17 protein-coding genes are annotated in these 21151 nt (G+C 54.2%); 3 read left to right on the top strand and 14 right to left on the bottom strand.

Going from position 1 to position 21151, the window contains the following annotated elements; all coding sequences use genetic code 11:
* The first annotated feature begins 165 nt into the window (after positions 1 to 165).
* On the top strand, positions 166 to 726 hold the full coding sequence (gene lepB, locus M2298_RS08960) for a signal peptidase I (RefSeq protein ID WP_122965132.1): 561 nt from the start codon (positions 166 to 168) through the stop codon (positions 724 to 726).
* Between the two features lie 105 nt (positions 727 to 831).
* Here the strand turns inward: lepB and M2298_RS08955 are convergent, their stop codons facing one another.
* From M2298_RS08955 to M2298_RS08930, 6 genes are all read right to left on the bottom strand, one after another.
* The gene (locus M2298_RS08955; RefSeq protein WP_122965131.1) at positions 832 to 1671 is read right to left on the bottom strand and encodes a M15 family metallopeptidase; all 840 of its coding nucleotides are present in this window, start codon (positions 1669 to 1671) and stop codon (positions 832 to 834) included.
* Positions 1672 to 1753: 82 nt separating this feature from the next.
* Positions 1754 to 2644: an NAD-dependent epimerase/dehydratase family protein gene (locus M2298_RS08950; RefSeq protein ID WP_122965130.1), complete on the bottom strand. Its 891-nt coding sequence runs from the start codon at positions 2642 to 2644 to the stop codon at positions 1754 to 1756.
* Between the two features lie 29 nt (positions 2645 to 2673).
* A complete protein-coding gene (gene ggt, locus M2298_RS08945; protein ID WP_122965129.1) occupies positions 2674 to 4701 on the bottom strand; it encodes a gamma-glutamyltransferase in 2028 nt (675 codons plus the stop codon).
* 159 nt (positions 4702 to 4860) lie between these two features.
* Positions 4861 to 5931 (bottom strand): phosphodiester glycosidase family protein, encoded by a 1071-nt coding sequence (locus M2298_RS08940; RefSeq protein ID WP_122965128.1) that lies wholly within the window; start codon positions 5929 to 5931, stop codon positions 4861 to 4863.
* Positions 5921 to 6427 carry a coiled-coil domain-containing protein gene (locus tag M2298_RS08935; RefSeq protein ID WP_122965127.1) on the bottom strand — a complete coding sequence of 169 codons (507 nt, stop codon included), beginning with the start codon at positions 6425 to 6427 and terminating at the stop codon, positions 5921 to 5923. The genes M2298_RS08940 and M2298_RS08935 overlap by 11 nt, the downstream gene beginning before the upstream one ends.
* Positions 6428 to 6628: 201 nt before the next feature.
* Positions 6629 to 7453 (bottom strand): RDD family protein, encoded by an 825-nt coding sequence (locus tag M2298_RS08930; RefSeq protein ID WP_122965126.1) that lies wholly within the window; start codon positions 7451 to 7453, stop codon positions 6629 to 6631.
* Between the two features lie 48 nt (positions 7454 to 7501).
* On the opposite strand from M2298_RS08930, the gene M2298_RS08925 reads away from it, so the two are divergent.
* Positions 7502 to 8482, top strand: coding sequence for a stage II sporulation protein M (locus M2298_RS08925; protein WP_280648450.1), 981 nt, complete (start codon positions 7502 to 7504; stop codon positions 8480 to 8482).
* Here the strand turns inward: M2298_RS08925 and M2298_RS08920 are convergent.
* From M2298_RS08920 to M2298_RS08900, 5 genes are read right to left on the bottom strand one after another with little or no spacing between them, the layout of a single operon-like run.
* Entirely contained in the window at positions 8449 to 9819 is a 1371-nt protein-coding gene (locus tag M2298_RS08920; protein ID WP_217021419.1) for a DUF58 domain-containing protein, read from the bottom strand. The genes M2298_RS08925 and M2298_RS08920 overlap by 34 nt on opposite strands.
* Complete coding sequence (locus M2298_RS08915; protein WP_122965123.1) at positions 9770 to 10690, bottom strand: AAA family ATPase; 921 nt, start codon at positions 10688 to 10690, stop codon at positions 9770 to 9772. Before M2298_RS08915 ends, M2298_RS08920 begins: the two co-directional genes overlap by 50 nt.
* A 10-nt stretch (positions 10691 to 10700) precedes the next feature.
* Complete coding sequence (locus M2298_RS08910) at positions 10701 to 11825, bottom strand: DUF4350 domain-containing protein (protein WP_280648449.1); 1125 nt, start codon at positions 11823 to 11825, stop codon at positions 10701 to 10703.
* Positions 11818 to 12444: a DUF4129 domain-containing protein gene (locus M2298_RS08905; RefSeq protein ID WP_122965121.1), complete on the bottom strand. Its 627-nt coding sequence runs from the start codon at positions 12442 to 12444 to the stop codon at positions 11818 to 11820. The genes M2298_RS08910 and M2298_RS08905 overlap by 8 nt, the downstream gene beginning before the upstream one ends.
* Positions 12437 to 13459 (bottom strand): ABC transporter ATP-binding protein, encoded by a 1023-nt coding sequence (locus M2298_RS08900; RefSeq protein WP_280648448.1) that lies wholly within the window; start codon positions 13457 to 13459, stop codon positions 12437 to 12439. Before M2298_RS08900 ends, M2298_RS08905 begins: the two co-directional genes overlap by 8 nt.
* Positions 13460 to 13647: 188 nt before the next feature.
* Between M2298_RS08900 and M2298_RS08895 the strand changes: the two genes are divergently transcribed.
* Positions 13648 to 14256: a hypothetical protein gene (locus M2298_RS08895; protein ID WP_280648447.1), complete on the top strand. Its 609-nt coding sequence runs from the start codon at positions 13648 to 13650 to the stop codon at positions 14254 to 14256.
* 229 nt (positions 14257 to 14485) lie between these two features.
* On the opposite strand, the gene M2298_RS08890 is transcribed toward M2298_RS08895, so the two are convergent.
* The 3 genes from M2298_RS08890 to M2298_RS08880 form a co-directional block, all read right to left on the bottom strand.
* Positions 14486 to 15640 (bottom strand): glycosyltransferase family 4 protein, encoded by a 1155-nt coding sequence (locus tag M2298_RS08890; protein ID WP_280648446.1) that lies wholly within the window; start codon positions 15638 to 15640, stop codon positions 14486 to 14488.
* Between the two features lie 25 nt (positions 15641 to 15665).
* Entirely contained in the window at positions 15666 to 17618 is a 1953-nt protein-coding gene (locus M2298_RS08885; RefSeq protein WP_280648445.1) for a CotS family spore coat protein, read from the bottom strand.
* Positions 17619 to 17777: 159 nt separating this feature from the next.
* Positions 17778 to 21056 (bottom strand): DEAD/DEAH box helicase, encoded by a 3279-nt coding sequence (locus M2298_RS08880; protein ID WP_280648444.1) that lies wholly within the window; start codon positions 21054 to 21056, stop codon positions 17778 to 17780.
* Positions 21057 to 21151: the final 95 nt, after the last annotated feature.

Raw genomic sequence — 21151 nt, 5'->3', positions numbered from 1 at the left:
CGTGACAGCAACTTTTCTCCTGGCAAGCAGGCATTTATTTCCTTGAATCTTATTTCGTATCCATTCGTATTGCATGTATAATAAAGGAGCAGTCTCGTCTACTGGACGCCCTTTTGTCCACGGCAATCCGTTGCCAAGAAACCATGTACATAGGAGATCAAGTCGATGGAACAAGCCAAAAGCTCAGCGAAATGGAAAACAGAATTGCTCGACTGGTTAAAATCGTTTGCCTTGATTGGTGGTTTGACTGCCTTCATCTACGTGTTTGTCATGGCTCCCTACGTCGTTCAAGGACGCTCGATGGAGAGCACGCTGCACGACCGTGAACGTGTCATCGTCAACAAGGCGATCTATTATCTCAAGGAGCCTAAGCCAGGCGATATCGTCATCATCCATCCGGATGCGAGCGGCGATAACTGGATCAAACGTGTCATTGCCGTAGCCGGAGATACCGTCGAGGCCAAAAACGATCAGGTGTACATCAACGGGCAACCGCTCAGCGAAGAGTATTTGACCAACAACAAGCTGCAAGCATCAGCTGCCGGAGTGGTGTTGACGGAAGACTTCGCTCCGATTACGATCCCGGAAGGCAGTGTGTTCGTGATGGGAGACAATCGCAACAACAGCATGGACAGCCGCGTCATCGGCCCCGTCAAGCTCGACCACGTAGTAGGTCGTGCAGAGGCCGTCTATTGGCCGCTGACGGATATCCGACTGCCGAAATAACGACCTGCTGTCTCACAAGCATATGCAGGAATAGGAAAAGCCGCTCCTTGTAGAGCGGCTTTTTTCTGTGAAAGCGGCGAGACATTTTCGCTGAAAGGGAGGTGGTTACTTTTGAGCCGTTGCCTTTGCAGACAAGTAATCTTCCAGCGTCAGGCCCGCTGCCATGATGTCTTTCGCCATGTCTTTTCCTACATAGCGCAAATGCCATGGCTCATAGGCGTATCCTGTCGTGTCTTCCTTGCCTTTCAAATAGCGGATGACGAAGCCGTACTCACCACAATGCTCGGCCAGCCATTTCCCTTCCGGCATTTCTCCAAACGATTCCTCCAGCCTCGTTTTCACATCGGCGCCAGAGACGTCCATCGCAAGCCCTGTCTGATGCTCGCTTTTTCCTGGCACAGCGCTGTACGCCGCGGCGTGCTCCGCTCCTTGTGTCTGTACATACGTCTCGTACAACGATTTTTGCGTCTTGTACGAACGATAGCCGGAAACCGCGTACAGCTCGATGCCATCCTGCTTGGCAGCTGCAAACAGTTCCTCCAGCGCCTGGGCGGCTTCTTGGCGCATCATGCGTTTTTCCACTTTTTCATCAAAAGGAAACGGGACGTTCGGCTCCACCAGATCAGGTGGAATATAGTCAGCAGGCAAGGCCCGCTTCTTGTTTACGACAACGGCGAGATCAGTCGGGTTCGTAACCGTCGGGACTCCATTGACGTCCTGGATTGTCTCCGCCAGTGATGCCCATTTGCTGCGAGAGGAATCTCCCGCGGTTGGCTCCGCTGTGTTTGTTTGTGTACCATCTGCCGTTGTCGCTGTATTCCCTGCTGGCTGGGACGGATTGTTTGTCGAGAGCAATCCATCCAGCGATGGTGCCTCACATCCACTGAGCAGCGCTACGGATAATGCGGCGACGATGGCAAGACCATTGGTGCGATTCTTGTTCATGACCTGTCCTCCTGGTTCCATACAGACACATATGTTCTGCTTTACCTTACCATGGAGTTAGACGAAAAAAAAGGACGGATTGTCACGCTTTTGCATGCATTGTTTCTTTTGCAATCGTCTGAATAAGCGCTGGCAGCCAAGATTCGAGGGTCAAAAAGGCAAATCCTGCGGCAGCTGCCTTGCTGTTGTCCATGAAAAAGGAATGGGGAAATCCAAAAGGCGACTGGTCGGAAGGAGCGGTTTCTGGCTGAATGCGCGCCGGTTTCCCCACGGCTTGCGCAATGTTGTCGAGCAAAGCTTGCAACGTCACCGTGCCGTGCGAGTTGGCATTGACTGGCCCTGTCACAGAGCCCGTTCCCGCCCATTGCAAAAATCTCGCGGCTTCGCCAGCGTGAATAAAGCACATGGTCGCTTGCGGATTTTCCAGCCCGATCGGCTGTTCCTCGTGGACATGTTCAACGTGAAAATGCAGTCGGCGCGTGTAGTCCTCTTCCGCAAGCACGATCGGAAAACGCACGGCGACAACAGGAAAGGCATCCGTCTGGAAAAATACCGCTTCGGCCTGGCGCTTGCCTTCCTGATAGCTGACGCCCTCGCGAGTTCCCGGGCGCAGCGGATACGTATACGGATCAAACTCCTCCTCTTTCAGCGCCTGCTCCGCATAATCATAGACGGACAAGGTAGAGGTCAACACGTATTTGCCGACCTTGCCGCGAAAAACTTCACATGCGTCCAGCGCATTTTGGTAGGAATAACAAATGTTGTCGTACACGATATCCCACTGCTCTTCCCCCGCGATTGCCAGCGAAGCTTTATCGTCGCGGTCAACTACAAGCCGCTTCACCTGCGGCGGCAAGTCTACCTCGGTCAAGCCTCTCGTCGCCACAGTCACATCTGCTCCCGATTCAATCAGCAGATGCACAAGACGCTTGCCAAAAAAGCGGGTTCCCCCGAGTACCAATACTTTTTTCAATGTCGCTTCCACCTTTCGCTCATGCGAATTTATTTGTTCAAGGCGATCACTCGCGCGCGCTCATCCCAGCTAACGGCATATCCGAGCTTTTCCGCGACTTTTTTGACCGGGAGATACTCCGTGCCGTTTACGGTGAGGGCGTCTGAACGGAAGTCTTCTGAGCCCGCGCCCAAACCGAGCAGCAATTTGTCCGCTTGCACATACGCGATGCCTTTTGCGACCAGCTTTTGCTCGGCCAAAAAAGGGTACGTCTGCCCATTTACCGAGATGGCAAACGGCCCTCCCGCTTCATACGAAACTTCCGGCGGTTCAGCGGCTGTATAGGCGATGGCGTCGACGCCCAGCACAGTCCCTTCTCGCGTATTGTCCGCTCCCCCGTACATTTTGCCTGTCTCAAAATCGTAGACGATCGCCTGCACATTGCCGATATCCGTCGGCTCCTCGGCGAAAACATGACCTTTTGCCATCAACTGCAAAATGACATCCTGGTCAATCCCCGCTTCCCAGGAGACATGCGGATATTCGCTGGAAAAAAGGCGTGGCGCACGGATTGCCTCCTCAATACTCATGCCGTGGTCAATCACATTCAGAATCGTCTGTGACACGGAAGCGATAATCGTCGATCCGCCTGGCGAACCGATAGCGAGGAACGGCTTCCCGTCTTTCAGCACGATCGTCGGTGTCATGCTGGAGCGCGGGCGCTTGCCAGGCTCCACCTGATTGACACCTCCAGGTACCGCGTCAAAGTCGGTCAGCTCATTGTTGAGCATAAAGCCGTAGCCTGGCACCATCACACCGCTGCCAAAGACGTCCTCAATCGTTGTCGTGTACGAGACGAGATTGCCCCATTTGTCCATAACGGAAAAATGAGTCGTCTGCTTGACTGGCGAATTGTCGATCAGCTTGAAGGCAACCTCAGGCTTGCGACCAGGATCGAACCGCCACGGATCGCCAGCCGTTACTTGCGAATTGGCTTTTTCTTCTCCAATCAGCTTGCGCCGTTCTTTTATGTAATCGTCGTGGAGCAGTCCCTGCTTGGGCACGGGATACACATCCTCGTCTGCCATGTACGCCGCCCGGTCAGCGTATGCGAGATGGTTCGCTTCTATCAGATGATGCAAATAGGTCACGGACCCGAAGCCGTCCTGCTGGTTGTTGTACCCTTCCATCAGCTTCAAAATCTGGATCATGGTCAAGCCACCCGAGCTGGGCGGAGCCATGGAGATCACCTCATAGCCGCGAAACATGCCGCGGATCGGCTCCCGTTCCTTGACCTGGTAAGCCTTGAGGTCATCCATCGTCATCGTGCCGCCTGTGCGCTGCACTTCTTGGACAAGCGCTTGCCCAATTTCCCCTGCGTACAGGGCGTCCGGTCCTTTGTCGCGAATCAGTTTCAACGTTTTTGCCAGATCGGGCTGCACGAGAATTTGCCCTTCCGCAAGCGGTTGTCCTTGTGGAAGGAACACCTTCGCCGCAGTCGCATACTTTTCGAGCTTGTCGCGCGACTTGGCGATGTAGTCTGCCGTCACCCAGTTGACGCGCACGCCTTTTTCCGCCAGCTCGATGGCAGGTGCAAGCACTTGCGGCAAATCCCACGTACCGTAATCGTCCAGCGCTTCTGCCACGCCAAGCAAAGTCCCGGGCACACCGACTGCCTTGCCGCTAGTGTGCCGCTGTTCAAACGGGATCGGCTTTCCGTCCGCTTGCAGAAACATGTCAGCGGTCACCTTGGCCGGAGCGACTTCGCGGCTGTCGATGATCGTAATTTTATTCTGATCCTTCAAGTAAATCAGCATAAAACCACCGCCGCCGATTCCTGACATGTACGGCTCTGCCACATTGAGCGCCAGCTGGATTCCGGCAGCGGCATCGATGGCATTTCCGCCCTTGGCCAAAATGTCGCGGCCAACCTGTGCGGCCGCAGGGTGGGAGACCGCTACGATTCCTTTTGTGGCGCCATCTACGCCTTCCGGAACGCCGGGAACTTTGGCAATGGCAAACTGCGCAAGCGAACAAACGACAACGAACGAGAGGGCTAGCACTGTCCTTTTTTTCATACGATCCCCCCTGGTTATTGCTTCCTTTTGCTATTATTATAATTTTCAGCATTTTTTCCGGTCAACCCGTCCGCTCTCTTGCCAAGAAAAAAACACTCTCCCGAACGCGAGTGCTGTGCCTCGTCGGAAGAGTGTGCATCATTCCAATCGTTTTTTGATTTACGGCATGATCACCAGATTGCTGACAACAGGCCGTTCCTTCCCGCCAGAAGGCTTGTTCAACAGTTTGCCGTTGTAATAAAACGCGCTGGAACCGCCGCCATCGAGATTGTATGCATCGACAACGTGAAATTCTTGCAATTTGCGCTGTGCTTCTTCGAGCGTAACCCCATTGCTCCAGCCTTCTCTTCTGCCGTCGATCACGATGACGAGCAAGTCGCCGTTATCGAAGTGACCGATGAGCGTGCGCGGCTGGCGAGCGTTCGCCCAGGCGCGGGGAATCGGCAAGCGTTTTCCGTCCTGGAGCAGCCTTGGCAAGAAGCTCGCCCCTTGCAAAATGCCCTGCTGGGTAATTTGCGCCTGGGTCTTGATGTTCGCTCCCACCAGGTGGCCTTTGTTGTTGAAGCCGACGAAGCTCAGATTCGAATTGTTGGAAAACGTGCGAATCTTGCCGTCAACAACGGTAATGCCGAGCGGCTGGAGATAGCCTTTGCTGTCGCTCATGAAGCCTCCGGCATTGATCGCCAGAACAGCTCCCGTGCGCTTGCCGGCATGGCTTGTCGTCTCGCCTTTGCTTTTGACCGAGTTGTTCGCCAGGACCATCTTCAAGGCGCTCGGGTCCTGGAGGCGAACTTTCGCCATATATCCGCGATAGCCCGCTTCTTGCAGCGAATATACTTTGACGGTCGACTTTTTCCCGAAAGACTGCCCGATTGGATTGCCGAGCATGTTCGACAAAATCGTGTCCAGCACATCCGCCGACTTTTGTGTCTGCGATCTGCTCGTCACAAGCAAGTTGTTGATGTGCTTGTTTTGCTCTTCGTAATCTTTTTGCTCCGCCTTGGCGCGATCGCGAATATCTTCCACGACAATCTCGACGTTGCGCAGCTTTGTCTTCGTGTCATCCAATTGCTGCCCCAAGTCATCCGCCAGCTTTTTCGATTCGTGTGCCGAGAGCGCCAAACCTTCTGCCTGCAACGTTTCCGCAGGCTGGATCGTGGAAAAGGCAACGAGGAAGCCGAGAGCTGGTGCCAGCAGGAACAGGAAAAAGCGGTTGACTTTACCAAGCACGAGCGGCATCCTCCAGTTTTTTCAGCGACGCCTTCAAATCAACCAGTTGCTTGTTCAGCTGGTCAATCCGATCCTGCAAGGCTTCTTTTGTTTTGTTCGTTCCGCCGATTGTTTCACCTGTCAATTGCAGGTCTTCCTCCAGATTGCCAAGACCAGCCTGCACCGCTTTCATCTCGTCCTGCACCGTCACCAGCTGCTCTCCCAAAGCTTGCATCTGCTTCTGGTTCTCTTCTTGTATCTGATTGATCCGCAGGTTCACAAATTGCTGCTGCTTGTCCAGCGTATGGGCAGCAAAGGCGTAACCTGCATAAGCAAGTCCTACCCAAACCAGTACAGCGAGTGCGATTGGCAGCAGTGGTCGCTTGCCTTCTGTTCTGGAGGGAAACAATGCCTGCAGCAGGCTGCCTCGTTTGCGTCTTCCCGCCTGCTTCCCGTTCGCCGGGAGTGGCAACGTAGTTGACGAAGTCGATGAAGTTCCCATGTATTTGTCGTTCATCGGCCCCCTCCTCCTTTCTGTGACATAGAATGAGGTTTTATTATAACATAGATTATTTTTCGACAAACCGTTTGCGAAAAAAGTGGAATTTTTGGTCAAAAAAAGCAGATACCATCGCGATTCGTTGCGACGATATCTGCTCTTTTCGGTTGCAAGTCTCTCCACGTATTCATCAAAGTGCGTGGGCCCGCCTGGTTATCGCTATTTTCCCAGAGTCCACTCTCTTTCCAGCGTACGGTACAGCTGCTGCAAAAACAGGAGCGGCTCCCCGGAAACGGCGTGCTCTTCCTTGTAGTCCAGCTTCTTTTGCAGCATGCTTGCGAGCTGTCTTCCCAGCTCCAGCTTCTTGTCTTCTGACAGCGTCGCTTGTCTCGTCATAAAGGTAGAAAGGAGCACCCAGTCCTCCCGTGTGAACGACTGCTTTTGGCTTTCGGTCAGAAGTAGCGGCTCTTGGAACGACGCCAGGCTCTCCGCTTTTTTGCGCTTGTTTTTTTGGAAAAGGCCAGTGCGTCCGCCACCCTCTACCACGACGATCGTACCTGCGACCAGATCGCCGATGCGCTTGTCTCGCGGATGAAAAAACGAGACCAGTGCCCCGAGAAAATAGCCGGATGGGAGGCCGTCAATGATGCGGAACAGATTGCGAATCGTCGAAGACAAAAACGTCGCTGGCTGGCCGTTGTCGCGGATGACGCGAATCCCCATCCATCTTTTCCCCACGGTTTGTCCCGACCAGAGCGCCTCCAGAAACAAGAAATAGCCGAAGTTGAGGACAAAAATCAGGAAGAGCCCGATCGCGAATGCATAGTTGTCCGCATCCAGGAAAAAATTATCTTTCCTCCCAAAAATGACTATACCGATCACAATAAATACAGTAAGATTAACCAGGAACAAAATGACGGTGTCGATGAGCTGAGCGGCGGCACGACTGCCCAATCCCGCTGTCTGGAATCGCAGCATGACATGCTCAGGTGTGACAACAGACGCTTCTCGGCTCGCCTGGTTCATGGATGGATTTTCATTCATGCCGGTTCGCTTCTCCCTCTCATTTTACTAGATAAGGAGGCCATATCCATGGATATTACCTCGTTTTGGCACAAGCATAAAGCAGCTTGGGCCGAACTGGAACAACTGGTCGAACGATTCACCCGCAAGCAACGGCACATCACAGCCGCAGACATAGATCGTCTGACCCATTTGTACAAAAAAGCTTCCGCTCATCTGGCGCTGGTTCGCTCGTATCATCCAGCAGACGAAATCACGCTTTACCTCAATCAGCTCGTCTCCCGCGCCCACAACTTGACGTACAAGCAGCAGTCCGGGAGCTGGCAGCAGCTCAGACATTTTTTCGGCGTCCATCTGATTGCGCTGATGCACAATCGGATCAGCTTCATCGGGATGGCCGCCCTGCTTTTTGTGATCGGCGGCGTATCGGGATTCGTCGCGGTGCTGGCTGATCCGCTCAACCTGTACTACGTGCTGCCGCAGGGAATGGCCGAGCAGATCGATCCGTCCAGACTCGGCGAGGGGCACGACGCCATCAACAGTCCCGTTATTTCTACGATGATCATGACCAATAACATGAAAGTCGCCATTCTCGCTTTTGTGAGCGGGATTACGTTCGGACTCGTTCCGATCTATTTGCTGCTGTTCAACGGACTGTTGGTCGGAGCATTGGCTGCCGTCTATTTTCAAGCCGACAGCAGCTACGCTTTCTGGGCGTACATCTTGCCGCACGGCGTCATCGAGCTGACTGCGATCTTCATCGCCGGAGGAGCAGGCTTGCACATGGGTTATCGTCTGCTTGTGCCAGGCCGCTACGACCGCAAACATCAGTTTTTGGAGGCAGCCAAGGAATCAGCCCAGCTGTTGCTCGCCACTTTGCCGCTGCTGTTTGTGGCGGGGATCATTGAAGGCTATATCACACCTTCCTCGCTGTCCCTGGAGGTCAAATACCTCGTCGCGGCTGCCACCATGCTGTTGCTCGCCCTCTGGTACTTTTTCGGGCGAAGACGCCAGGCTCACAATGCCTCGCGCGCTTTTATATCCAAATAAGCATTGATCACCGCGAGCGTCAACTGATCGGCCGGAACATCGAGTACCTGGATGCCCGCGCCGGTCATTTTTTGTTGAAAAGCTTTGCGGTCGAGCTGAAAACGCTGTGCGACTGCCTTGACGTACGCCAATCGGCTGTTTTCCACCGGGACGCGACTCCACTCGTGCAGCACCGGATCGGCTTGCGAGAGCAGCAAAAACAAGTGCGATCGGCGCATTTTCCACAAATAGCCGACGAGCAAATCTTCCACCAGGTAATTTTCCATGTCGGAAAAAAGCACCATCAAGCTGCGCCGCTTTTGCTGGCGATGCATAAACTCCAGCGCCTTGGCCGGGTCTGCCTCGACAAAATCGTGGGACAAGTCGTAGCTCGCTTCCAAAATCGTGTGCAAATGCCCCATGCCTCGCCCTGGCGGTATGTACTTCTTGATCTCATGCGAGTAAGCCAGAAACGCTACCTGATCTCCCTGACGCAGTGCGACAGCGGCGAGCGTGATTGCCGCTTCCAGCGACTGGTCAAGCCTGCTCTGGTTGTTCAGCTCCACTCCCATCAGCCTGCCACAGTCGACGAGAATCGTAATGACTTTCCCGTGCTCCGGCCGATACTGGTTCGTCATCAGACGCCTGGAGCGCGCAGACGCCGACCAGTTGATCGTGCGCGGATCATCGTCCGGCACGTATTCGCGGATCGCATGAAATTCAGAGCCCGCCCTCGCCCGCCGCACAATTTTTTTGCCGTCGACAATCAAGCTTTCCTGCAACGAGTTCAAATAGCCGCGAACTTGTGACAAGTCCGGGTAAATTTTGATCGCCTGGGGAGCAGCAAAACGGCTTTGCCGATGCCACAACCCGATCTTTCCGCTCCAGCGCAAGTACAGCCAGCGAAAATCATAACGCCCCCGCTCCGTGCCACGCGTCTGGTAGCTGATACGCGATTCGCCGCTTTTCATGATGCCATGGATCGGCCCTGTTTCCGCAAAAGACAGCGGCAGGTCATCCTGGAGAACAAAAGACACGGACTGACCGCTTTTGTTTGCCAGCTCCACCTCGACCATGAACGACTGTCCCATATCGCTTTGCTCAGGAAGCACGCGGCGAATCTCCAGGTCCTTGCGCTTGGGCAGCGTCAGCCAATCAAACAGGCTCGCCAGCAAGATCAAGGCGTTGTACAGCCAAAATGCCGTAAAGCCCGCCTGAAGCACAAAGCCGACGATAGCAATCGGCGCGCCGAGCAGCAACAGCACGAGCAGCCGCTTCGTCGGCAAAACGAAGCGGTCTGCCAACAAATCAGCGAGGAACCGGGATAGCGGCCAACGTTTCTTCGATGATGTGGTCACTGGTACCCCCCTCCAATTCTACCTGGGGTGACAGGATGAGACGGTGCCTCAAGGCAGGCCGGGCAACCATCTTCACATCATCCGGCGTCACATACTCTCTGCCGTCCAGAAGCGCCCAAGCCTTGCTGGCCATCAAAACGGCAATCCCCGCGCGCGAGCTGGCTCCGAGCAGCAGCCGCTTCGTTTCTCGCGTCTTGCGAATCAAGGTGGTAATGTACTCGAAAATCGAATCGTCGACCACAACGTCTTGCAACTTGCGGCGCTGTGCCAAAATATCGTCCAGACTGTAGACTGGCGCTTGTTTTTCTTCTTGCTTTCGCGTAAACGGCGCGTGTTGAATCAGGATTTGCTTCTCGCTTTCGTGCGACGGATACTGCATCGTCAGCTTGAACAAAAAGCGGTCGAGCTGCGCCTCTGGCAGCACGTAAGTTCCTTCGTACTCCACCGGGTTTTGTGTCGCGACGACGAAAAACGGATCGGGCAAAGGGTACGTGACGCCGTGAATCGTCACTTGTCCTTCTTCCATCGCTTCCAGCAAAGCTGCCTGGGTTTTCGGCGGCGTGCGGTTAATCTCGTCTGCCAGGAGCAAATTGGCAAAGACAGGGCCTTTGATCGTCTCGAAGCGATTGTCCTGCATGTTGAATACGACATGGCCGATGATGTCAGAAGGCATCATGTCCGGCGTAAACTGGATTCGTCTGCTCTCCCCGCCGATCAGTCCCGACAAAGCACGAACCATTTTCGTCTTTCCGATTCCCGGCACTCCTTCCAGCAAAACATGGCCGCCAGCGAGCAAGGCGGTCACGAGCAGCCGGATGTTTTGGCGTTGTCCAACCAATTCTTTTTCCATCTGTTGCAACAATGGCTCCACGATGTATACGTCACTCCTTCATTAATTCCGTAATCATTTCATCCAGCAAAAGACTGTCTGCCAAAAGCTGCTTCGCCGAGTATTTCTCCTGGCTGCGCACTCGTTCCAGACGCTCCAGCACATCAGCGAGCTTCTGGACGCGCGGTTCGCTCCACCGCTGCTTGGCACTGTGCAAAATTTGTGCGCGGTCCGCTTTTTGGTGAATCCCCCAGCGGTCGTGCAGCAACTGGCGCAAGTACGCCTCCCTGTGCGCGAGCGCATCACGCGCAAGGCTTCGCCGCTCATACCAGCTCGCCACGGCGAGAAGCGTTTCGTCCCCGCGTCGCACCGTCCATTCGCGCAAAGTGTAGACAGGGCCAAACCGTTTCCCTTTCCACCAGACGAACAACAGCAACACAAGCGACAGCTGAATGATGGTCGCGACCAGCCAGCCGGGATAAATCGCCAGCAAACCCGGCGTCTCCTGCAACCCGTGGTGATATTCGTCCACCCAGATCACCGACCAGTTTTCTTGCAAATGCGGCCATACCGCCTCAAAATGGGACAATTCGTTTATTTTGCGATTCGTCAACCAATCCGGGACGAGAAAATACGAGACGCTTCCAGCCCCCAGCTCGACTCTGCCTGCAAGAATCCCTTGCTCGTCATAAAACAGCGGCTCCAGCCCATCTGCTTCCTGCCATCTGACAAGCGTCCTGGCTTTTCCGCTCTGTCCTTCTGGCAGTCCCTGGCCTTGAATATTGCGTTCTTTGCTTGCACCTTCGCTGAATTTCGGCTCAAAGGGCAAATCTTCCCAATCGATTGGATGCTCGGAAAACAGAAGCAGGTCGTTTCCGTTCTCGACCCAATCAAGCCAGGACTCCTGTTCCTTGTCCGTCAAGCTTTGCGGCTCCACGACCAGAAGCGCCTGTCCAGACGCTGTCGGCAGCATGTGAGTGGGCTGACGCCATTCCTTGACCCGTCCGCCTTTCTCTTCCAGCAAAAGCAGTACAGCCTTGATTCCGTCCGGCTGAGCGGAAGACGCCAGGTAAGGCGGCAAGTGGGTCGCTGCCGGCTTGACCACAAACCAGCCGACGACGATGAGCAGCACGATCGCCACGATGATGCCGATCCGATACGTTCTCAGGCTATTCATGCTGTCCCTCCTTGCCAAAAATCTGCTCCAGCTCGCGAATCCGCTCTGCATAGCCGGATTGATCTACTTCTACTTGCCCGTACCAAGCCTGCTCGAAGGCGCGCGCAAAACGGCGAAACTGCCCTTCTGCCTGCGGCTGGTTGAGTTCGATTTCCGCTGCGTATTCCCAGTTCGTCTTCCATTGCTCGATCCGAATCCACGACTGCTTTTGCATGTAGACAAGCAGCGCCAAAAACAGCGAGCGCTCCCCTGCACGCCAATCACCGCGGGCAGCGCATTCTTTTGCTTCCCGCAAGTAATCGGCGTGCGTGCGAATTTTTTCACCGTGAACGAACAGGGGCGACTGCCGCTTTTGTTCCCATACCATTCTGCGGAACAGCCAAAAAATGACCGCGATCAGCAAGCATGCTCCGACGATCAGGACAACGGTGGATGCCGTCGTGGCAGCCCCCGCCGGAACTTCTGACCACGAAAAAAGTTTGGAAATCAAGTCGATCAAAAAATCGATCACTCTCTCCCAGAGGCTTGGCCCGTTGTCCTGAAGAGCGTGAAATTCGTCCCTTTGCAAAATTTCCTGCAAATGCTCCTTGTCCGCTGTCCAAGGGTTTGCGTTACTCATGGGTAGCTCCTGAATCTTTTGCCAAAAGGCGGTCGATATCTTGATCCAGTTGTTTGCTCATGAGGGCTTCCAGGTCCGTGCCGTCTTTGCGGACGCGCAAATCGAAGTAGGCGAGCGCATAAACAATCGCCATCCACGGCATCAGCAGGCAACTGAGCACGACCATGATGATTTGGGAGATGACAGACGTTCCCATAATGCCCATGACAGCCACCTGGATGCCGCCGGAAAAGATCGAATACAGAATGCTGAGCACGAGGTAGATCGCAAACAATCGCCAAAAATTTCCTTTTGTCAAATTCCAGCTTTTGTCGATCCCGATGCCGTTTCTTTCAAACAGGACGAGCGGCAGGTAAAAGCTCCATCTGAGCAGGAAATAACCCGGGACGAGAACGATTCCGGCCAAAAACAAGATGTAGCCGAACAAAAAGACAACGATAAAAATAAACGGACTCAACGTGCTGTCGGAATCGAAGAACGTTTCGATCGAATTTCCGGTAGCCAGCACCAGCAAGAAGCCGATGAGCATAAAGACGAGCAGAAAACCGATCGTCAAGGCGACCGCCAGCAAGCCGTAAACAATCGTGCTCCCCACAAGCGGCCAAAATCTGCCCAATGCTTGCTTCAATCCCGCCTTCAAATCAACAGGCTGTTCCTCCAACGCAGACTTCGTCATGAACGTGGCACCCGCGATCAATTGCGGATAGGCAACAACCATCATCAACGGCGCAACGACAAACGCATACAGAAGCATCATGGCTACGTTTTGGGTGAGCAAATCTTCCTGACCACCAAACTTTTCACCCATTGCTTCCCAAAATTCCAGCCCTTCCGTATCCTGCATGAGCAGCGGAATGCTGCTGACATCGATCAGGAGCAACTGTTGCACCAGCAGAAAAGGGCCAAACCAAATAAGAGCCAGGAGAAAGAACGCTCCGAAGTGCTGACGGTAAACGTTAAAGCTTTTGTCCAATAATTTCCCCACTCCCATTGGGGTCATTGGCATTTGATTCATGGTAAATCCTCCATCTCTCTTTTTGAGATTACCTGAATAGTATACACGATTTTCCATTTGATTTTAAAAATTTCCGCTAAATTTACCGATGTTTTCCTGCCTGATTTTCGTTCTCTGCGGGTATTTGTCCATTTCGGTCCGTTTTTGTGCTGAATAGGATAAAGCAAGACAGTAGGAGGTGTATTCTCTTGAAATCAGCCAAAAAGAAGGCCAGAGCGAAGTCAGCCGCGAGCAGCAGGCGCCGTCAGCCCGGTAGCCGGATTGCCAACCGCTTGCTAGACAGGCTACACCGAATCGTCCGCCTCCACGTGCGCGCACCCCAGGTGAAAGTGACGACGCCTGCTCCTCATGTATCCGTCACCAGCGCCACCCCGACCGTTCAAGTAGAAGCGCCAATCGTCCAGTTCGAAGCGCCCAAGCCGTTGGTCATTCCCGCTCCGATTGTCAAAGTGGACGTAGAAGCAGAGGATACTCCCGAGCAGGAAAGCGTGGCTGGACTGCGCAAGGAACTGCAAAAATGCATGCGGCAAAACCGGACCATCGAAGTGATCCTTACTTCCGACTGGGGGCCGGACAGCCGACCTTATCGGGTCGGACAACTAAAGAGAGTAGACGATGGAATCATCGAGCTTGCGCTGGACGCCAACCACGGAACTTGTATTCTCATCCCGCTGAACCGCATTGCCGCGATCATCCCGGATGCTCCACCTCCGGCCGAGGCATTTGCCACGCACGAAGAAGACGAGGCTGAACCCGTCGTATTGAAAGTGATCGAAGGATCGGCAAAAGCTTTGTAAGGTACGCGCCTTCCCCCGTTCTCCCACTCCTTTGCCTCATGCGACGTCCTCTTTATGCAAAAACACCCCAGGAGTGGGAGCTGCTTTTTGCAGCGACAGCTTTTGTTGTTTTGGACAAGCTCTCGAAGGCTTGAATAAGCAACCGTAGGCTTGTCTTTTCTGCGGAAAAAAAACGAGCCATAGCCCACTTCTCCGATCCCGTCTCGTGAAAGTGGGCATTTGTCTCCCGTCAGTTTTCAAACGACAAGCTCCTCCATACATCCAGCACTTCCTCGGCCACCCGATTCCACGTAAAGCGTTGCTCTGCCAGTTTTCTGCCGCTGTTGCCCATTTTGCGCTGCAACTCACGACTGGCGAGCAACTGTTTCAACTGGGTGGCAAACGACTGCGGATTCTCCGGTTCTTCCACCAAAAGCCCGTTTCCTCCGATGATGACTTCTGCGTTTCCACCGCGCTTCGTCGTCACAAACGGCAACCCTGCGGCCATCGCTTCGTAATGGACGCGAGCAAGCGGCTCCTCCCACTGCGAAGGACAGACGAAAATATCTCCCGCCCAAAACCAGTGGTGAATGTTTTCTGCTGCCACATATCCAGTCGTAATGACCGGAATCGGCAAACGGTCGGCGAGCGCGCGTACATACGCTACGTAATCGCTGATCTTGTCGACGCTGTACCACGAACCGCCTACGAGCACCAGCGCCAGATTGTCATGATGGGCACCAAGCTCATTCATCGCCCGCACCAGAATGTCCGCCCCTTTTTTCGGGGTGAGCCTGCCGACGAACAAAATGACTTGCTTGCTTCCCAAATTGTGCGCAGTCCGCAGTTCCTGACGAATTTTTCGCGCGGTCTGCGAGCTTTCCCACGGTACGAACGTCTGCAAATCGACGCCTGAATAGATCGTGCGCAGCTTGCCTTGGGCTTGCGGGTAGAGCGACGCGATGACGCGGCCGACATAATCGCTGATCGTGATGATTTTTGATGTGCTGGCAATGGCTTGCGCCGCGTCCTCCGGAGAGATTTTGGCGGCATCAAACATGTCGTTGTGCATGCTCAACACGATTCGCGCATTCGGGCACACTTCCCGAATCATCGGCACGAGCCGCGGCCGATTGAACACGTGGATGACATCGTACGCATTCGCCCGCAAAAACGCGAGCACTTCCTGCGCGTAGATTTCGAACACGCCGAGTCCGTGCACACGCGCATAACGGACGTTCCGCACCCTTTCGTCCATGGCGAGAGTCGGGTCAGACGTCCCGAGAATGGTCAAATCATGGTGCTGTCCCAGCGTGTCCGCGATTCCCGCTATATACGTCTGGATCGCACCGCCCCGCACCGGAGGAACGGGCAGCTTTTCCGTACAGATCATGACTACCTTCATCCGAATTCTCCTTTCCTATTGCGACTCACAGCATGTTTCTGCCTGTTTTTTGCGCTTTTGCCGAACGCGGCTTTTTTGCTTGGCTGCTGGCTGATTTCCGGCTTGGAGCTGCCGTTTTTTTGTATGGATGCGTGACGGCTGCATGCTGAGTTTTCCGGGGAGAACCGGACTTTGCTACCACTTGGTTCCCTGCTTTTGCTTTTTCGCTCGTTTTGGGAGACTTGTTGAGCGGTTTTTTTGCTTGCAGCTTTGTAATTGCTTTTTTGGCAACCGCTTTTTTGTTCGTTGCGCTTTGTTTGCTTCCCTGACTGGACGCTTTCTTCTTGACTGGCTTATCTCCCGTCCTTGCACGCTTTGCGGGTGCTACTTTTGCTTTCAGGCGCGGGCCTTGTTTCTTGGCAGGCTCCGCTTTTTCAACGGGTGCAACAACCGGGGCCTTGATGAACCAGCTTGCCGGAGGAGTGGTTGTTTGGACAGCAACCGGGGTGCGTTCTTTTTCTTGCTTGACCGGCTCTTTGCGCGTTTCCGGCCGCGCCTTTTCTCGCTCCTTCGGCTCCTGCGGCTTCTTCACTGTAGCGGCGCGGATCGGCTCAGGCTCAGGAATGCGCAGCGCCTTTTTCGCCTTGACTTCGTCTGGCTTGTTCTCGACCTTCGCTTTTGGTCGGCGGGCGTCTGCTGCCAGTACCGCTTTTTCTTCCGCGACAGGCACAAGCACTTGACTTTGCTCTGGAACTTGACTTTGCTCTGGAACGTGACTTTGAGCAGGAAGCTGCATTTGGTCAGCAAGCTGCCAGTTGGCCTGATTCTCTGTACTCGCAAGCGATTGCCGTTCCGGTGAACGCGGTACAACCACTTGCGTGTAATCGCCTGGCTGGTATTGACTGCTGTCTTTGGCCAACTCCGCAAGTGCCTGGTCTTTTGTCTGATCGGTTGCCACAACCCGCTGCAAAATACCCTCTGCCTCGGTGTTCAGGAAGGTGACCGGATCGTAAAACATTTCTTTTAAATGCTTGTAAAATTCGTTTGGCACGGACATATCGAGCAGCAAGATTTCGAAGGACTCACGATCGAGCGGGTTCGCCCGGTGATACGCTTCGATCATCCCTCTCATCCATGTCACGTCCCAGACACCCATGTCGTCCATCGTGCTGGTAATCAGCTTCCGCAGGTCGCGAAACGGCAAGTCGTACGCCACGCCGTCCAGGTCGATAACCCACAGTCCGCCAGGTCCGTTCTGTCCATTGGACCAGCCGTAGTCCTGGTGAACCAATCCCCAGTGCGGCTCGCCCATTTGCACCATTTTCGGATAGGAAGATGCTTTCAGCCGCTCCAGTGCTGCGATTGCTTGCTGTTCGTATTTGTCGACGACCGCCAAGATCGGACCGCTTGCCGCCGTTTCCCGATACGCTTTGGCCATTTCACGCATCCAGCCGATTTTTTTGGCGATCTTTTGATAGTAGTTGGGCCAGCGATACAGACGGGAAGAGTTTTTGGCCCCTGCTGGCGGCACGTACCCTTTGGTGTGCCGATGAAATTCGCCCAAGCCGTAGCACAGCTCCTGCGCCCCTGTCAGGTCGACTTTGGCCGCTGGTTCAAGGGAAATCCAGTCGGTGACAATCCACAGCTTTCCGCCCTTCTCCACAAACAGCTTCCCGTCCCTGGCCGGAATCAGCGCTGGCACCCTTGCTCCCTGCCTGACTACGTATTCCTGCAAACCTACGCTGTAGAGGCTTCTCTCTGGCGTCCGGTGGAGCACTTTCAAACTGCGCGGACCTTTGTTCGTCTCGATTCGCCAGATGGCACCGCCTTTGTCAGGCTTCGAGGTAATCAATGTCCTGTTGTGAACGGTCATATCGTATTCCTTTATGACAAGCTCAGCGACTGCATCTACTTCCGGAGGTACTTGCATATCCCAATCGACAGGAGTGGGCTCGCTTCCATCTCTAGTGTCCCATGGTTTGATCACATACTGTTCCATTCCATTCCCCCCGTGTTCCTAATTCAAGCGCTCACCTTCTTCATAAAATATTCGTGTATACAGGTTGACGAAACGGACAAATATCCTTGGCAGTTTGCCAATTCCTCCAACGAAAAAGCGACCCGTTCTGCGCAACTTGGCAGACTGGCCGCTTTTTGGTCATATCATCAAAATTTCCCGCAGGTCTTCTTCGCTCATCGTCGAAATCGCTGCTTCTCCGGGGGCGATGACTTCCTCGATCAAATGCTTTTTCTTTTGCTGCAACTCGTACATCTTTTCTTCGACCGTCCCTTGAGCCACCAGTCTGATGACCTGGACGACCCTTTTCTGGCCGATCCGGTGCGCCCGGTCTGCTGCCTGCTCCTCAACAGCCGGATTCCACCACAGATCGTACATAATGACCGTGTCCGCTCCCGTCAAATTCAGACCCGTCCCCCCTGCCTTCAACGACATGAGGAACAAGTCGCATTCTCCGTCGTTGAATCGGTTGCACAGTTCAATCCGTTCGGCGGCTGGCGTGTTGCCATCCAGGTAAAAAAACGGAATGCCGTGATCGCCAAGCTCCCGACCAATGATGGCGAGCATCTCCGTGAACTGCGAAAAGAGCAGGACGCGCTTGCCTGCGCCGAGACATTCTTCCAACACCTCAAGCAATTGCTCGAATTTGGCGGAGCTGCCTTCATAGCCTTCAACAAACAGGGCTGGATGACAGCACAGCTGGCGAAGTCTGGTCAAGCCCGCCAAAATCTTGATCCGGTTTTTGTCAAACGTTCGTTCGTTCAAATGCTTCACAGCGTCTTGTTGCAGCTTGGCCAAATAGGCGATGTACAGCTTTTGCTGCTCCGGCAGAAGCGCCGTCGCTTGCAAGGTTTCGATTTTTTCCGGCAGCTCCTGCAAGACCTCTGATTTCAGCCTGCGCAGCAAAAACGGTCTGGCCCGCTTGGCGATGACTTCTCTTGGCAAGTCCTGAAAAGCTTTGCGCTGGGGAAACAGCTCGGGAAACACAACGTCGTAGATCGACCACAGTTCCTCCAGCCTGTTTTCGATCGGCGTTCCGGTCAAGGCAAAGCGCTGCCCGGCCTGAATGCTCTTCACAGCCTGCGCCGTCTGGGTAGTATGGTTTTTAAACGCCTGCGCCTCATCCAAAAACAGCGTGTGAAACGTGCGCTCGGCATATTCGGCGTAATCCCTGCGCAAAAGCGGGTAAGACGTGATCAGCACATCCACCGCTTCCGCTTCCTCGCGCGCCGTATTCCGTTCCTGCCGACTCCCGTCCACGATGCGGACTACAAGCTCCGGAGCGAACTTGTTCAACTCGTTGCGCCAGTTGTACAGAAGCGAGGCAGGCGAAACGATCAGGATCGGTTGTTTGCGGCTGCGAATGTCGGGGAGCTTGGCTACCATGTACGCGATGCTTTGCACCGTTTTGCCAAGCCCCATATCGTCCGCCAAAATGCCGCCAAAACCGTAATGGGCGAGCGTCATGAGCCATTGGAAGCCGAACTTCTGGTAGTCGCGCAGAACTGGTTCCATCCTGTCCGGTACGCGGAAGTCGAGGTTGTCCGGGTTGCGCATATTTTCCAGAAAGCTGCGCAACGTTTTCCCGAACTGCACCGTCTTGTCCTGCGGCGTGTCCAGCAAGCGCAAGCCGTGCAGCATCGGCAGCGCAAAGCCGCTGGCGATCCAGTTGGCGTGGCGCACTCCGATTTCGTCGACAAGCTGGTTGATCCGCTCAAATTCTTTCGTCTCCAAAGGCAAGAGCGCCCCTGTAGGCAGGCGGTAATATTTGCGCTTTTCTTCCAAAGCGAGCAGCAATTGCTTGATTTCAGTAGGCGGGAAGCCTTCCACGTCAAAGCGGACTTCCAGCCAATTCGTCCGCTCATTGATCTCTACCTTGACCTTTGGCGGAACGTGCATGGAAGCCAGCCTCAGCTTGACCGCCGTGGTCGCGTACACTTTGCACCATTTTTCCAGCTCGGGCACGACCGTGTGCAAAAATTCGTATTCGGCTTCCTCGTCATCGAGAAAATAGCCCGCTTCCGTCTGGACGAAGGCACTCTGCTCCATCAGCTCCAAAATCCGCTGCTCCTTCTCTCCGTCGCGCATCAAGATCAGATCGTTGTCTCTGTTCTGTCCATTCGTGTCTGTGACAAGCGGATTGATGACGATATCGCCGTACTGAAATTCCAGTCCGGCCAGCAGCCGATCGCGTATCCGGTCGAGATAGAGCCTCGCCTTCAACTGGGTCTGCACGATCCGGTCGGCAACAGGCTGGGCAATGCGGACGCTGCCAAGCTTCATCAAGCCCGGAACGACCTTGGTCATGAATGGCTCCATTTGCTCCTTGGGGACGACGATGTCCTGTCTTTGATGCGCTTCCAGCATCTGTTTCAACTGCTGCAGGTTGTTGCAGGCATCTGTTGACTGCTTCATCCACACGCCGTCATGCAAAATACATCCGTATTCACGAAGCACGGTCAAACCGGACAAGCCCTCGACTGTCAAACGGTATTCGGCTTCGCTGTCACCCGCATCGAATGCAAACTGCAACGGCACCTTCCCGGTTTGCGCCTGAAACGTTTCATACGTCTGCTCGCCCTGTACGACGCGCACGCCAGGAGCTTTGAGCAGGTGAGCAAACAAGCTGTCCCAGGCAAAAGGCGGGACAATCAGCGTTCGCTCCGAGCCTGCCGCTTTTGCCTCCTGATAGCTGTATCCTGCTGTCTCGCGGTACAGCTTTTCATGATGATAGACGTGAACAAGCTCTTCCATGATCGGTTCATGCGCCTGCAAAAAGCGATGACACTTCGGATCGTAAGTAAAATGGGCGGAAAAGGCGTACGGCTCCCCTTTTTCCATTTTCGCCAGGAAGTCCCGAATGTTTTTGACGACGTACAGCCGTTTTGGCCCCAGCTTCAGCTCGATTCCGATCACCGCTTTGCGATAGCCGTACGGCACGATTTTGCAAATGATTTCCGCTTCCAGTACCGCCCGCTCGTCAAGCAGTACCTTCCTCATGCTTGTCCCCTGCCGTCTTGCTCCGCCAAACAAGTCGAGGATGCCCTGTGTCAATTGATCGTCCCGGTCTGCCGTCGCGCTTTCCCTGGAAGCTGGCGTGTTCACGCGGTTCCCTTTTGGCGAAAACTCATCCTGCGGCAGATCACGCACAGTCAACAGCACAGCCGCAATATGCTGGCAATACTGTTCATAGGAACGCAGCGCAGGACAGCTGCACGTCGCCACGATCCCTGCCTCATCCCCTTCCATATGTACCTGGTAGTCGTGTTTGCCTGCCTGAACGGTTGCCCGAACGATCATCGGCTCAGGCTGAAACGTATCGACGCTCACCTTTTGCGAGCGATAAAAGGCTTTGCCCCGCTCGTAGGAGAGGCGACCGCACCATTCTTTGATTTTTTGATGGCTGATTGAAAAGCTCATGGCCTGTACCTGCTTCCTAAAATATGTTTCATGATAGCAGATTTCGAAAGAAAAAAGATACGCCTTGGCGAGCGTATCTTTTTTCGCTATATCGA

Source organism: Brevibacillus sp. 1238 (assembly GCF_029892995.1).
Lineage (GTDB): Bacteria > Bacillota > Bacilli > Brevibacillales > Brevibacillaceae > Brevibacillus > Brevibacillus parabrevis.
The sequence above is the reverse complement of the archived record's forward strand: the minus strand, read 5'-3'. Positions and strand labels throughout refer to the sequence as shown.